Annotated in this window: 15 protein-coding genes; 4 read left to right on the top strand and 11 right to left on the bottom strand. The window is 44.4% G+C overall.

All coding sequences use genetic code 11. From position 1 onward, the window contains the following. Positions 1 to 48: 48 nt before the first annotated feature. From ACQCVE_RS14855 to ACQCVE_RS14830, 6 genes are all read right to left on the bottom strand, one after another. Positions 49 to 630, bottom strand: a complete 582-nt coding sequence (locus ACQCVE_RS14855; RefSeq protein ID WP_426863286.1) for a YdcF family protein — start codon at positions 628 to 630, stop codon at positions 49 to 51. Between the two features lie 192 nt (positions 631 to 822). Then, positions 823 to 2037 (bottom strand): zinc-ribbon domain-containing protein, encoded by a 1215-nt coding sequence (locus tag ACQCVE_RS14850; RefSeq protein WP_426846802.1) that lies wholly within the window; start codon positions 2035 to 2037, stop codon positions 823 to 825. Between the two features lie 167 nt (positions 2038 to 2204). Then, a complete protein-coding gene (locus ACQCVE_RS14845; protein WP_426846804.1) occupies positions 2205 to 2432 on the bottom strand; it encodes a hypothetical protein in 228 nt (75 codons plus the stop codon). Between the two features lie 64 nt (positions 2433 to 2496). Further along, positions 2497 to 3267, bottom strand: coding sequence for an SDR family NAD(P)-dependent oxidoreductase (locus tag ACQCVE_RS14840; protein WP_426846806.1), 771 nt, complete (start codon positions 3265 to 3267; stop codon positions 2497 to 2499). A gap of 315 nt (positions 3268 to 3582) precedes the next feature. Beyond that, on the bottom strand, positions 3583 to 4164 hold the full coding sequence (locus ACQCVE_RS14835; protein ID WP_426846808.1) for a hypothetical protein: 582 nt from the start codon (positions 4162 to 4164) through the stop codon (positions 3583 to 3585). Further along, the gene (locus ACQCVE_RS14830) at positions 4161 to 4757 is read right to left on the bottom strand and encodes a VOC family protein (protein ID WP_426863285.1); all 597 of its coding nucleotides are present in this window, start codon (positions 4755 to 4757) and stop codon (positions 4161 to 4163) included. Before ACQCVE_RS14830 ends, ACQCVE_RS14835 begins: the two co-directional genes overlap by 4 nt. Positions 4758 to 5047: 290 nt before the next feature. Here ACQCVE_RS14830 and ACQCVE_RS14825 point away from each other — a divergent pair, with 290 nt between their 5' ends. Then, positions 5048 to 5467, top strand: a complete 420-nt coding sequence (locus tag ACQCVE_RS14825) for a hypothetical protein (RefSeq protein ID WP_426846812.1) — start codon at positions 5048 to 5050, stop codon at positions 5465 to 5467. A 143-nt stretch (positions 5468 to 5610) separates the two neighbouring features. On the opposite strand, the gene ACQCVE_RS14820 is transcribed toward ACQCVE_RS14825, so the two are convergent. Beyond that, complete coding sequence (locus ACQCVE_RS14820; RefSeq protein WP_426863318.1) at positions 5611 to 6456, bottom strand: Cof-type HAD-IIB family hydrolase; 846 nt, start codon at positions 6454 to 6456, stop codon at positions 5611 to 5613. Then, on the bottom strand, positions 6456 to 7229 hold the full coding sequence (locus ACQCVE_RS14815; RefSeq protein ID WP_426846814.1) for a DeoR/GlpR family DNA-binding transcription regulator: 774 nt from the start codon (positions 7227 to 7229) through the stop codon (positions 6456 to 6458). Before ACQCVE_RS14815 ends, ACQCVE_RS14820 begins: the two co-directional genes overlap by 1 nt. Before the next feature lie 161 nt (positions 7230 to 7390). Between ACQCVE_RS14815 and ACQCVE_RS14810 the strand changes: the two genes are divergently transcribed. Beyond that, positions 7391 to 7612, top strand: a complete 222-nt coding sequence (locus ACQCVE_RS14810) for a heavy-metal-associated domain-containing protein (RefSeq protein WP_426846816.1) — start codon at positions 7391 to 7393, stop codon at positions 7610 to 7612. 228 nt (positions 7613 to 7840) lie between these two features. Here ACQCVE_RS14810 and ACQCVE_RS14805 read toward each other — a convergent pair whose 3' ends face one another. Continuing rightward, positions 7841 to 7990: a hypothetical protein gene (locus ACQCVE_RS14805; protein ID WP_426846818.1), complete on the bottom strand. Its 150-nt coding sequence runs from the start codon at positions 7988 to 7990 to the stop codon at positions 7841 to 7843. Positions 7991 to 8214: 224 nt separating this feature from the next. Then, positions 8215 to 9246, bottom strand: coding sequence for an aldose epimerase family protein (locus tag ACQCVE_RS14800; protein ID WP_426863284.1), 1032 nt, complete (start codon positions 9244 to 9246; stop codon positions 8215 to 8217). Between the two features lie 166 nt (positions 9247 to 9412). Here ACQCVE_RS14800 and ACQCVE_RS14795 point away from each other — a divergent pair, with 166 nt between their 5' ends. Next, positions 9413 to 10546: a zinc-dependent alcohol dehydrogenase gene (locus ACQCVE_RS14795; protein ID WP_426863283.1), complete on the top strand. Its 1134-nt coding sequence runs from the start codon at positions 9413 to 9415 to the stop codon at positions 10544 to 10546. A gap of 13 nt (positions 10547 to 10559) precedes the next feature. Here ACQCVE_RS14795 and ACQCVE_RS14790 read toward each other — a convergent pair whose 3' ends face one another. Continuing rightward, entirely contained in the window at positions 10560 to 11039 is a 480-nt protein-coding gene (locus tag ACQCVE_RS14790) for a VanZ family protein (RefSeq protein WP_426846824.1), read from the bottom strand. Between the two features lie 539 nt (positions 11040 to 11578). On the opposite strand from ACQCVE_RS14790, the gene mreBH reads away from it, so the two are divergent. Continuing rightward, positions 11579 to 12586 carry a rod-share determining protein MreBH gene (mreBH, locus tag ACQCVE_RS14785; protein ID WP_426863282.1) on the top strand — a complete coding sequence of 336 codons (1008 nt, stop codon included), beginning with the start codon at positions 11579 to 11581 and terminating at the stop codon, positions 12584 to 12586. The last annotated feature ends 462 nt before the right edge of the window (positions 12587 to 13048 follow it).

Below are 13048 nucleotides of genomic sequence, written 5' to 3'. Positions count from 1 at the left end.
AGGCCAAGTAAGACAAAAAAGCCCTTTTTCAAAGACTTCTGCTGACATCTATAGAACACTGCGCAAATAAAAATTGGTGATGGAAAGATATTCACGCAAATATGACTTAACCAGTATAACAGTGGGAGTTTTGGCTGGAAGCCCTGTCACTTTAAGGCCCACCTGGGAAGCAATCGCTACAGAACGGTAAACATGGAAGTCATTAGTAGCAATGACACCATGCTTCGCCCCATTTGGAACCAGTTTTTTTGAAAAGGCTATGTTTTCAGCTGTACTGGAAGACTCGCTTTCTAGAACGATCCTTGAAGATTCAACGCCTAGACGGATTAAGCCTTCTCTCATTGCATCCGCTTCAGTCCTATTCTCACCGTTTCCTCTTCCTCCTGAAACGATAGCTAACGTTTTTCTGTTTTTCTTTAAATAATCTGCTGCGGTATCAATTCGGTTTTGTAAAGCATGGGACGGAACATCCCCATTCACTCTTGCACCGAGTACAATTAAGTAGTCTGCATCAGGGGCAGGCTCTGCTCCTGCATATTCCTGGATTTTAACATGTATGCAGAACAGATAGATTAGGGCCGAAAGCAATAAACCCGCTGCGGCAAATTGCATTGTTTTCTTTCTCCCCACAGTTAACCTCACCTTCATGAACCTGAGTTTATTTCCTTTTATTGTAAATAAAATACACTTTTGTGTATACCAAAAAGAGGGAGCCACGGGAAATAGCTTTTGGCCCCCTCTCTTTTTCATACGGAGCAAATCTATAAGCAGGTGCTCTGCTCCGCTCTTATTGTGTCTTCAAACTGGATAAGTACTTTCTTATTATAGGAAAGTAAATAAAACAAGAGAAACAATCATGTAGGCGATCATAACACCAAAGGCGATAAGAACACCTGCAGGGCTAGTACCGCCTTTGCTGGCTGCCATCCGCTGTTTTTCTTCACGTGAAGCTTGTGAATACCTAATTGAATCAAGCTGTTCCCTTGCATGGCTTAAATAAATCCTGTTTCCTAAAAAACCGGACGCTGCAAGCATAATCGGTACAATGAGGGCGGTGAGCCAATAGATTCCGCTTGCTGCCACTCCAAGTCCAAGGAGAATATAAATTCCTGCCGTAATGATCATCGGTGCAATCATTTTTCTATAGCCCATCCAAAATATCGTCAGGAAAAACGCCGCCCAGTTTACACTGAATTGTTTTTGCCAGCTTGAAAGATAGTAATCCCGTTTTGTCCCGGCAAAAGCACCAAGCAGCTCAGCCCCCTGCGTATTTGCGTTCACTGGCCCTGTTGTGTGCTGTGCTGGAGGGATGTGCGCTGTATTAGCCTGCCCTGAATATTCTGGCCGGTATGGGGCGGACTCGAAATGTCCGCTGCTATGTTTTTGCAGATTTAATGCAGTGTTCCCCTCATTCCTATAATCATAGGATTCCCGGCTGGGCTGCACTGAATCCGAGTGATTCGGGCTGGAATAGCCTGCAGGATGCTGGTGTCCTCCTTCATTTACTCTATGATATTCATTCTGAATAGGCTGCTGCGCAGATACTGGCTGAGATGGGTGTTTTTCTCTATCTTCTGTATGTACAGAAGCCCTTTTTTCATAATACTGCTGATCGGCTGTCTTGGTCTGGTCAGCCTGATCAGAAACTGCAAAGAGCCCCGCGTAAGCTAATTCAGGTGCCTCTTTTCCAGCATGGACAGGCTGATTATGCGCCGCCGCTCTCCCTGAATCGTAATTACCTTCATTTGGGATTTTGACAGCCGTTCCTTTTCTCTGTGGAGCTTTTTCAGGTGCATCAGTTGCCTGATGGAAAGAAGGGGCTGATAACTCTTTATCTTCTCTTAATGGAAGACTTTCCCTATCTTCAGCCTTTGCTGTTTTTGCCGAAGCTTGAGACAGCTGAGCTTCCTCAGCAGCAGCAGCCTGTTCGTGGTGTGCAGGCTCAAACGGCCTTTCTTCCTTACTGATCATGGTGCCGCATTTCGCACAGAACTTGTCCTCTGCTTTAAGCTTCATTCCGCATTTTGTACAAAACATTGGGGTGTCCTCCCTGCTATTAAATTTTTATGCAGCAAAAGTCCGCTGCTTTTACCTGAACATATTTCACATACCCTTTCCAAATATTCCAAAAACCTGTATTTTTATGGTTTGTTTGTATTTTGTATCTTGCATTAAAAAAATCCTCCTGCTGGAGGATTTTCATCTTATGCGGGGGGATGCAGCTTTACTTCCAGTCGGTAGCCAATGCTTTTCAGTGCCCGTTCAAATGCTTTCCGTGAAATTTCAAGCATGGCAGGGTCATGGCTGTTCTCTTCAATTAGCGCCCTGTAATCATTTTTTAATGCCTGAATCTGGTAAGGGTGAAGCTGCTGGGGGATATCATTATGTTCATCAATGGTAATATGGAACTCGCTGGCAGGCAATCCTGGCATAAAAACCCCTCCTACAATGAGATATAGGACGTTATTCCCTCGTCATTAAGGAACGAAACAATGACTAAAATCCGTGTATCGTCATTCCTCCATCGACAAATAATGTCTGCCCTGTTATGTAGTTACCTGCTTCTGAAGCTAAAAATGCGGCCGGCCCTACAAGTTCAGGCAGCTGTCCGATTCGTTTGAGGGGAGTAACGGCAAGCAGTCTGCTGACGTATTCTTCATCCTGCAGAAGTTTCTCCGTTAATGGAGTTTCGAAATACCATGGACCTAACGCATTGACGCGAATTCCGTATTTTCCCCATTCATAAGCAAGTATTTTGGTCATTTGAATAAGTCCTGCCTTTGCAGCGCCGTAGACGACTCCTGTAGGAAGTGCAGTGTGCCCTGCAACGGATGCAATATTGATTATGCTCCCTCCATGATTCTTCATGAAAGCGGCTGCTTCCTGTGAGGCGAAGAACGCAGATTTTAAATTGGTATCCATAATTTGATCCCATTCTGCATCCGGTACTTCCATAGCCGGTGTCCGTATATTTATTCCGGCGTTGTTAACTAAAATATCAATTCTTTCAGTTTGATCGGCAATTTCATTAAATGCAGCTTTCAATTCTTCTCTTTTCGTAACATCTGCCTGAACGGCAAAGGCTTTTTTCCCATAATCCTGTTCGATGACATTTTTCACTTCATCAAGGTCTATTTTCGTGCGGGCTAAAAGGGCAACATCTGCACCTGCCTCCGCAAAACCTATCGCAATCGCTCGGCCAATCCCTCTTCCTGCACCTGTCACGATTGCTGTTTTTCCTTCAAGACTAAATGATGGCAAAAACATGGTGGCTCCCCTTTCCTAAGTACTGATCTGAATGCGAGAATTTGCGTTCAGCCTTGTGCGGTTCCAGCACTAGTTGGACGATTACCTGCCTGTTAGTGCTGAAAAGCCATTACCTTCACTTTAAGCGGAACAAGCATTCATGTAAACTGAACAGGCCCGAAACAAAACAACCCGCGGATTTTTAACAAAAACCTTGCTAAAACAAAAAAGACCAGAGTCCGGTCCTTTAAGAGTCCATCAAATGATGTTTGTTCAAAGCATGAAACCAACTGCAATCCCCGGTGAAGCCGCTCCGGTTATGCAGTGTATTCTTCCTCATTCATATAAGATACTTTCCTCAGAATTGAATATTCCTCTGAAAGTTTTTTCACCCGGTTTAGCATCTCCAATCGTTTCGTCGTTCTCAAAAAAAGATTCTATCAGGAATTGTTCACTAGTAAAATTTTTTTCATTTTCGAATAATTGATAGGTTCCTGTAAGCAAAAAATCAGCACCCTTATGGTAAAGCGGAGAAGTTGAGGAAGGCGATAGTCTGCCGCTTTGCCCCTTTCCATTAACTCCTGCACTGATTTTCAGCAGTTTAAACCGGAAAGGTCCGTCTTTCCCCTGGTTAGGAATGGGCCCTGTATCCCTGATTTTCATTACGTATGTATAGGTTTTTTTGTTGCTGTTAAATAAGGCCTCTATTTCAAAATCGATATTGTTGACGTTGCCATGCAATTTTGACTCAGATGAGGTGTAGCGTACAAGCTTGTTCTTGCCGCTGCTTAAGTACTGAACATTCATTGTTGATTCTAAAGATTTTGGTGCAGTTTTTAATACGCCCTTAGATTCAGCAGGCTGACAGGCTGATAGAAAGACTAGCAAAAAGACAGTAATTGCTATCTCCGTTCTCATCCTAGCGCCGTACCGGAGATAAGCACGCCATTTGGATCTGTACCACTTGCAATGTTAGATAGCTTTACCTCTTTTAATGAAGGAATCTCCTCCAATTCGGTCTTAACAGAAAGATTTCTGCCAAACAGATAGACCAGATCTTTTTCCAGCCCCGCTTTCAAAACACCAAGTCTAATTTCTTCAATGGCGGGCTCTCCGGTGTCCAAAACGTCGGAATGGGTTTGAAGCTCAAGGCGAAAACCGTACGGTGTCGGGATAAAGGTCCTTCGTTCTGCCTCATCCGGTTTCCATCCAAGCTCTCTCGCCTTCTTGCATACAGTATCGTGTTGGTCTTTAGTTACAAGGAATCCAATATGGTCGAACATCACTTTCTTCCCGAAGCCGATTGTCACATTCACTTGACCCTTTTTCATTTCAATGATTCTGAACAATGGCGTCTCCTTACGAAAATCGTCCCAGGTAAGCGGAGGATTATAGGATTGAAAGGTCCTGTCTTTTTTTCCAATCCGCTGGCGGACTGTAAACCCCAGCTGTGTATAAAACTGTTCGGTTTCCTCTAAATTTGGTGTCCAGTAATGGTAATGGAAAATCATCGGCGGCCCCCCCTGTTTTCTATGTCCCTCTATGAACCATTTTATCACGAAATATTCTGCAATTTAATCTTTGTGCCCGTTCAGCCTGTAAGCAATCAGGAAAGTAAAATCCGATAACACTCAGGATGAATGATGAGTTCACAGCATGCGTGCGGTGCGTAAACACTTCAATGCATCCCAGCGGACGAAAGAAGCGCATCGCTGGGATGCACTTTAAGAACTTACTTTGGGGATTGCGGCAAAGGGTTTGGGGAAGACTAGGCATCAAATGCACTTAAGGAGTTTCTGGTTTGGGACTATTCATACGTATTTCGCTTGCCATGACGCTTTTCATGACTTCAGGTACTGCCAGAGCAAAAGAGGCAGACTGTCCAGATGCAAGCTTAATTGAAAGGACATCCCTTAGAGACCGGGATGCACTAATCGCCTCTCTCGGCAGACTGGTACCGGAAACGTTTGGCAAGAACAGCCGCTATGTCCGGTGGGAAGCCGGCCGCGTTCTCCCGCTTCCGCTCGCGAAAGGGCGGTGGGAATACAATCATTACAACATGGCAAAGCATTTTTGCGGGAAACCGATCGCCCGCCAATCCTGGCTTGTTCATCTCTCCTTTAAAGCCTGGAAAGACCGGTATGGACCCGGTCAAGATAATCAAATTTATGCAGTTAAATTAAAAACAACAGGCTGGACAGTATGGTTTCGTTATTATTAAAGAATGCAGCTATCTTTTTTTTGCCCCATTTAACCAGCCGACCGGACGCTGCCGATGGAGCAGCTTATCAATTTACAGCGGCAATCAAAAATCTGCCCCGTCACGCCCCTAATATGAAAGGTTACGCCGGCAGCAGATTAGGTTTATAGACTGTTCAGCATCTGGGCTACACCGTTCTCGTCATTTGTTCCACAAATGGTCTGGCTTATTTTCTTGATTTCATTTCTTGCATTGCCCACTGCAAAGCTTTTTCCTGCCACCAGGAGCATGGATTCATCGTTCATGCTGTCACCGATTGCCGCTGTTTCTTTAAGCGGGATGCCAAGTTTTTCTGCAAGCTTGCCCAAGGCGATTCCCTTCGATGCAGATTCGTGCTCCAATTCAAAGTTGTGGTGTGCAGATGTAACAATCGTCAGTCCTTCAGTATCTTTGAATTGATTCCATCCTTTCAGCCGTTTCTTTTCATTGAAGGAAAAGGAGAGAATATTGTAAATTTCCGCATGCTCCGGAATGCTTTTGAAGGAATCAACAAAAGCAAAACCCGATTGGCTGTATTGTTTGGATGCCGCAAGCTGCAAATCTTTCAGTGAAACTTCAGGGTTCGCACTCACAAGCCGGTCCATTTCTATTTCCAGCAATTCTCTGCCGCTTTGGGGTGTGTAGATAGCTTTTTCGCTGAATACCTCATAATAAAATTCCTGCTGTTCCAGCCATTCCAGTATACCTTCAGCCTTTTCCCTGCCAATCGGTACAGAATGAAATATATTGCCTTGCGGATCATGGATGGTCGCACCGTTGGCGCCAATAACCCAAGGCTTCAGACTGCTGTCCCTAAAGATTTCAATAACGTCAAAATGAGCTCTGCCTGTGGCAATGATGACCTCAATTCCTTTATCTCCCGCTCTTTTTATAGCTTCAGCATTTTCCTTGCTGATTTCACTTTTGCTGTTTAAGAGTGTGCCGTCTAAATCGATCGCTGCAAGTTTAATCATCCTGTTTCCTCCGCATCTGCAATCAGCAGTTCCACTTTGTGTTCATCCAGCCTCTCCAACATCTTTTTTGAGGGCTCTTTATCGGTAATGAGCATATCTATTTCTTTTAAGTCCGCAAATTTAAAAAAGTCGGTATGTTCCATTTTTGAATGGTCCGCAAGTACGATAACCTGAGCTGCCTGCAGCAGCATTTTTCTTTTCACCATTCCGTCTTCCTCATGGGCTATAGTCAGCCCGCCTCCGGACAACCCAACTACTCCTATAAATGCTTTATCCACATGATATCTGGAAAGCTTATCCAAAACAGCAGCGCCGTATAAAAACCCATGTTCTTTTTGAAGCTCTCCTCCAAGCAAATGGATCCTGACACCGCTTTTCGAAGCAAGAATTCCCGCTTGATGAACGGAATTGGTGATCAGGGTGCATTCTCCTTCGCTGATTTCTTCAGCGCATGCCTGTACAGTAGTTGAAGCGTCGAGGATGATGGTATCTCCTGCCTGAATGAGCGCCGCAGCTTTTTTCCCAATTCTTTTTTTCTCTGCAGAAACGTGATTCAGCCGGTTTGTATAATCTTTAATCACATGATGGGCGGATGGCAAAATGGCTCCGCCGCGGGTCCGAATAATCGATTGAAGCTCTTCAAGCTTTACAAGATCTCTTCTGGCTGTATCACGGGAAACTTGAAAGATTGAACATATTTGATCAACTGATATCCGCTTTTCCTTTTTTAGCACATCCAATATGGCTTTCAGCCGCTCTTCCTGATACATAACCATCCGCCTTTATAAGCTTTTGTAAGTATTACATAAGTTATTATAAGTTTTATCCTTAAAGCATGCAATAAAAAATAAAAAACAAATCCAATTACATATTTTTTGTTTTTTGGGGTATGGATTGGCATAAGGAAATTTACTTGGGGGAGAGCTGTACAATGAGGGAAACGACGATACAAGTAAAAGAAGCGCTGACAGAGGAGAAAATTCAAATGATTGAATCGCGCTTAGCGCAAACGGAAGGAATTGAACGTTCGCTGGTGGATGTCCAGTCCGGGAGTATTTGGGTGTCTTATAACGAAATGAAAATGGCTCCGGAATTAATTATGAAAGCCCTGAACGAGCATGGCATGGAAGCAGAGGAAATCCAGAACGCGTAACCGTGTAATATTGTTCTGCCTCCCAATTAGACAGGCTGCAGCCGTGCTGGCTGGATAGGCGGGTGCAAGAATGTGGCTCAAATTCCACAAACCTGCCGACAGAATGAAATCAGCCCCTTCACACACTTATGCTGAAACTTAAACAAATCACCGGCAAAAAAAAAGACTCAGAGCATGCTCTGAGCTTTTTTATTTTCCCAGTGACCGAGGCTCTTTCCTTCCGCACGATCAATGATTCCCGCTGTGCAGGAATAGGGTTTTACTGGACTTGGCCACTTTAGAAGCAAGGCTTGCAAAGATGATCCAAAACAAATCATTGCTTGAACCTGTTACCTGTTTTGCAGCCTCGAGCAGCCGTGAAGCCCAGCCTTTCCCCACTGATCCACCCCATGTTTCTCCAATTTGTAATAAAAGCAGCAGATTGAATTACACGCTCTCAGCTTCTTATCAAAATTTTTTTAAGCAACGGGAGGCTGTCACCCTCTCCAGTCCTTAATTTATGTGTACGAAACCGCTTCTACACAAAATCCCCCCGGGTATCTGCCGGGGGGTACTTTTCAGCTATTTTTTTCAGCAGGATTTATCCTTCAAGCCCCTTCCGGTTATTCGGCTGAGAAGGCCCACTTCGTTTGAGCCCGGTATTCCTCCCCGCTTATTAATACAATGGAAGGAAACGTTTCGTGATGAACTGCATCCGGAGGCATCTGGGTTTCCAGGCAAACAGCCATATGCTTTTCTGCCCTTTTCCCCTCCTGAAGCACAATATCATTTCCCATGGAATTGCTAGTATAGACAATGACAGCAGGCTGATCGGTTACCGCCCTCAGAAGTCTACCGCTGTTTTTCTCATAGAGCACCATTTCCTTTCCTTCATCCAGGAGAAAAGGATGGTCATACCCTCCCCCGGCAAGGCAAATCTGTTCATGACCTGAATGAATTCCATTAGCAAGCACTCTGCCATTGCGAAAATCGAAAACCGTTCCTTCCGTTTCCAAGGCTCTCCCGGTAGGCAGGGAATGGTCATTCAGCTCGAGAAAGTGTGCGCTCGGAAGCGTTAGCTGATGGCTAAGTACGGAGTCCTTTAAAGATCCGCTCAGGTTGAAGTATGTATGATTGGTCATGTTAAGAACCGTATCCCGGTCTGACTCTCCATAATAGGTTAAAATCAGCTCATTTTCCTCTGTAAGTTCATAACAAACCTTCAGTTTCAGATTCCCCGGGAACCCCTCTTCCCCATCCGGGCTTTCACAATAAAATTCCACACCAGATTCTGTTTGGCTAGAGGACCATACCCTGTGTGTTAACCCCTTTTCACCGCCGTGGAGATGGTTCCCCTCCTGATTTTTAGTAATTGAGAACGTTTCGTCACCAACAGGCAATTCACCGTTTCTAATTCTGCCGCCAACCCGGCCGACAATTGCACCAAAATAGGGAACTTTGCTTATGTAATCTTCCAATTGGCTGCAACCGAGCACAACGTTCTCGAGCGCTCCATTTCGGTCGGGTACAAGAATTCTGGTAATGGCACAGCCATATTCTATGCAGGTTACTTCCATTCCGCTGCTGTTTTGCATGGTATACCTATATACGGGGCGGTTATTCAAATGCCCAAAAACGCTTTTCTCAACTTTCATGATGGACTCCTTTCAGCTGCTCCAGTCTTTTGCTAGATTGAGCATAATCCTAATTCAGGTGATTGTAAAGAATTCAAATAACCATCTTTTGTCATAATTTCAGGGTTAGGGTTGGGTATACAGGGTATTAAAAAACTGTCTAACTACTTAACTGGGAGAGTGAAAAATGAAGGCCGTTACGTACCAAAGCAGTGAGAAAATTGAAGTTAAACAAGTTGAGGATGCTCGGATTCAGGAAAACACGGATATGATTGTGAAAATTACATCTACAGCCATTTGCGGTTCTGATTTGCATCTCTATCAAGGCAACATGCCAATAAATAAAGATTATGTCATCGGACACGAGCCGATGGGTATTGTCGAAGAGGTCGGTTCTGATGTAAGCAATGTAAAAAAAGGAGACAGGGTTGTCATCCCCTTCAATATTGGCTGCGGTACTTGCTTTTACTGTGCCAATCAGATGGAAAGCCAATGCGATAACTCCAATCCGCTTGGTGAGCAAGGCGGGCTGTTTGGTTTCACAGAAATGTTCGGAGGGCATCCGGGAGGACAGGCCGAATACCTTCGAGTGCCATATGCTGATTTTACCTCTTTCGTCGTTCCTCCATCGTGTGAACGCGAGGATGAAGACCTCCTGTTTATGTCGGACGTTCTTCCAACCGCGTATTGGAGTGTTGAGAATGCTGGAGTTAAAGCTGGCGATACCGTTATTGTTCTCGGCTGCGGACCGGTGGGACTGATGGCTCAGAAATTTGCAGCAATGGCAGGTGCTGAACGGGTCATTGCAGTGGACCAGCTGGACTACAGACTGAAAAAAGCAAAACAAATGAACCAGGTGGAAACTTTTGATTTTACTTCACAGGATGATGCAGGCTCTTATTTGCATGATTTTACGAATGGAGGAGCAGACGTTGTCATCGATTGTGTAGGTATGGACGGCAGAATGACAGCGATGGAGAAGATTGGCCAAAAGCTGAACCTTCACGGCGGCAGCCTGGGCCCCATCCGGATTGCTTCTGAAGCAGTGCGCAAGTTTGGAACAATTCAGCTGACAGGAGTATACGGAGCTTCCTATAATGAATTTCCGCTTGGAGATATTTTCTCAAAAAACATTACGATGAAGACCGGACAGGCTCCCGTCATTCATTTCATGCCAAGGCTGTATGATATGATTGAATCCGGGCAGCTCACTCCGTCAGAGATTGTATCCCATCAGATTCCGCTCGACGAAGCCTCACATGCCTACAGCATCTTCAATGAACATGAAGATGCCTGTGTAAAAGTTGTTCTAAAGCCATAATAACAGGGCGATCCTATCCGGATCGCCCCATTTTTTTCATTAGCAGAAACAGCAGGCAGCCTATACCACCGCCAAGCGTATTCAACAGCAAATCATCCACATCAAATACACCCAGGGCTAAGGAGAGCTGACTCCCTTCAAGCAGTAAACTAAAAAGAAAAGAAAGGAAAATCATCAGCCAGATATTCCTTAGCTTTTTCAGAAATACAGGCAATAAAAATCCAAAAGGAATAAATCCTGCTAAATTCCCCATAAGATTAGGGATGCTTAATCCCGGTCTGCTTTCGGCCACCATCAAATACCTTTTAACAGTAGAAAGCGGGACCATATTGCTGTAAGCCAGATTCTGCTTAACGGTGTCCTTGCTCAGACCCGCAATATGGCCCGGTGTATCTGCAAGCGGAATATCCTTAAACAGGATCAATTTGAGCAAAAACGCCAAGTATATGATGAACGCTGCTGCCGCTACAGTTTTTATCTGTTTTTTTACCATTGTTTATCAATCCAGCTTTCATTTGCGAATCTGTACCACATTCACCTATACTTCCCCTCTTATCCAGCATTGTAACCCTAACTTATCGGCGCTGCTAAATTTGACAGCCGATTTCAGCCAGCTGGCGTCCGCTGATAATCCTTGGACGGGCGGTAAGCTTTCTTACTGCTTTGCGGATGCGTTATCTTACCTGTCCCGCTGCTCTCAAGCTTAAAGTCTTACGTCTACCGCTCCAATCAATAGCTGTTAGTAAAATAGCCAGCTTACTAAAATACTGTATCAGATTGTAAAAGAGAATAATAGAAGGATTTCCCGGTTTATAAAGACGCTCTTTAATCGAGATCGGGTATAATACAAAATCAGAGTATAAGATTTCCCGGTAAGGCAGGGTGAAAAGCTCTTGCAGATTCCGGTTGCGCCTATCTCTTTGATAATTTTTCGCATTCCCACAACATTCCATTGAAACCAACCCCCATAAATCGACATAATGAGGAGAAGCCATATATAAGTCTCGAATTCTATAAAGAATGGGTGAAACGATGTTTTCTAATACTGAAATAGGAATTGATCTTGGAACAGCCAATATATTGGTTTACACGAAAAATAAAGGGATTGTGTTAAATGAACCGTCCGTAGTTGCCATTGATACTGAAACAAAAAATGTGCTTGCAGTCGGTGCCGAGGCAAAAAGCATGATCGGGAAAACCCCCGGCAAAATTGTAGCCATCCGTCCATTGAAAGATGGAGTTATTGCTGATTATGATGTCACAACAGAAATGCTAAAACAAATTATGAAAAAGGCTGGCAAACAGCTCGGTTTTTCAATTAGAAAGCCTAGTGTAGTTGTCTGCACTCCATCCGGTTCCACTTCCGTCGAACGCCGTGCCATCCATGATGCGGTTAAAAACTGTGGCGCAAAGCATGTTCATTTGATCGAAGAACCTGTTGCCGCAGCGATTGGAGCGGACCTCCCGGTAGCTGAGCCTGTTGCCAATGTGGTTGTAGATATCGGAGGAGGCACAACGGAGGTTGCGATTATATCATTTGGAGGAATCGTTTCCTGCCACTCGATCAGAATTGGCGGAGATCAGCTGGATGAGGATATCGTGACATACGTCCGAAAAAAATACAATTTGCTAATTGGAGAACGCACAGCCGAGCAAATAAAAATTGAAATTGGCTATGCTTTGACCGATCATGAGGAAATTACGATGGAAGTACGCGGGCGTGATCTCGTAACCGGTCTGCCTAAAACCATAGAGCTTCGTTCCACTGAAATTCAGCAGGCGATGAAAGAATCCTTGTCGCACATTCTCGAAGCAATCCGGGCTACTCTCGAAGATTGCCCGCCTGAACTAAGCGGAGATATTGTGGATCGCGGAGTCATTTTGACCGGGGGAGGAGCTCTTCTTAACGGAATGCAGGATTGGCTCAGCAATGAGATCGTCGTTCCTGTCCATCTGGCACCGAACCCTCTTGAATCAGTAGCGATTGGAACCGGGCGTTCTCTTTCTGTTATTGATCAGCTCCAAAAAGCAGCTAAATAAACAGAGTCTAAAACCCTGCTCCTGCAGGGTTTTTACGTACTTAAGAGTGGCCTGCGAAGCTCCGGGACCTCCACGCATGTTCAGTGCAAATATGTGATTCCGCTATCTTTATTATCAGCTCATTACCGGTATAGACTGCCTCGTTACGTCATGGGGATTGCTTATTATGAAGAGACGCTTAGCTTTTTTTGTTCACTTTAAACTGATCTTCCTTTTAATCATGCAAAATTGGCGAATTAACACATTTTTTGTCGAAAAGTCGATATATAAAAATAATAGCCGATATAACAAAATAATAGCCGATATATAGAAATTTCGGCCGATATATGAAATAATCGGTCGATATCGGTTGAGCCCCCTAATTTTGGACACGCTCTTCCGAATTCTAATCTTTTCTCCGTTTTTCAAAGAACGATTTTTCTGGGTTTTACTTCCCCTTTTTTATATTTCTGAAAATAGACG

This window comes from Metabacillus sp. 113a (assembly GCF_050107635.1).
Classification (GTDB): domain Bacteria; phylum Bacillota; class Bacilli; order Bacillales; family Bacillaceae; genus Metabacillus_B.
This window is presented reverse-complemented; position numbering and strand designations above follow the sequence as displayed.

Excerpts from the sequence above, each read along its gene's own strand:
- ACQCVE_RS14810 (WP_426846816.1), top strand. The coding sequence starts at position 7,391 with ATGAGGGAAACGACGATACAAGTAAAAGAAGCGCTGACAGAGGAGAAA.
- ACQCVE_RS14835 (WP_426846808.1), bottom strand. The coding sequence starts at position 4,164 with ATGAGAACGGAGATAGCAATTACTGTCTTTTTGCTAGTCTTTCTATCA.
- ACQCVE_RS14845 (WP_426846804.1), bottom strand. The coding sequence starts at position 2,432 with ATGCCAGGATTGCCTGCCAGCGAGTTCCATATTACCATTGATGAACAT.
- ACQCVE_RS14790 (WP_426846824.1), bottom strand. The coding sequence starts at position 11,039 with ATGGTAAAAAAACAGATAAAAACTGTAGCGGCAGCAGCGTTCATCATA.
- mreBH (WP_426863282.1), top strand. The coding sequence starts at position 11,579 with ATGTTTTCTAATACTGAAATAGGAATTGATCTTGGAACAGCCAATATA.
- ACQCVE_RS14815 (WP_426846814.1), bottom strand. The coding sequence starts at position 7,229 with ATGTATCAGGAAGAGCGGCTGAAAGCCATATTGGATGTGCTAAAAAAG.
- ACQCVE_RS14830 (WP_426863285.1), bottom strand. The coding sequence starts at position 4,757 with ATGATTTTCCATTACCATTACTGGACACCAAATTTAGAGGAAACCGAA.
- ACQCVE_RS14800 (WP_426863284.1), bottom strand. The coding sequence starts at position 9,246 with ATGAAAGTTGAGAAAAGCGTTTTTGGGCATTTGAATAACCGCCCCGTA.
- ACQCVE_RS14840 (WP_426846806.1), bottom strand. The coding sequence starts at position 3,267 with ATGTTTTTGCCATCATTTAGTCTTGAAGGAAAAACAGCAATCGTGACA.
- ACQCVE_RS14850 (WP_426846802.1), bottom strand. The coding sequence starts at position 2,037 with ATGTTTTGTACAAAATGCGGAATGAAGCTTAAAGCAGAGGACAAGTTC.
- ACQCVE_RS14795 (WP_426863283.1), top strand. The coding sequence starts at position 9,413 with ATGAAGGCCGTTACGTACCAAAGCAGTGAGAAAATTGAAGTTAAACAA.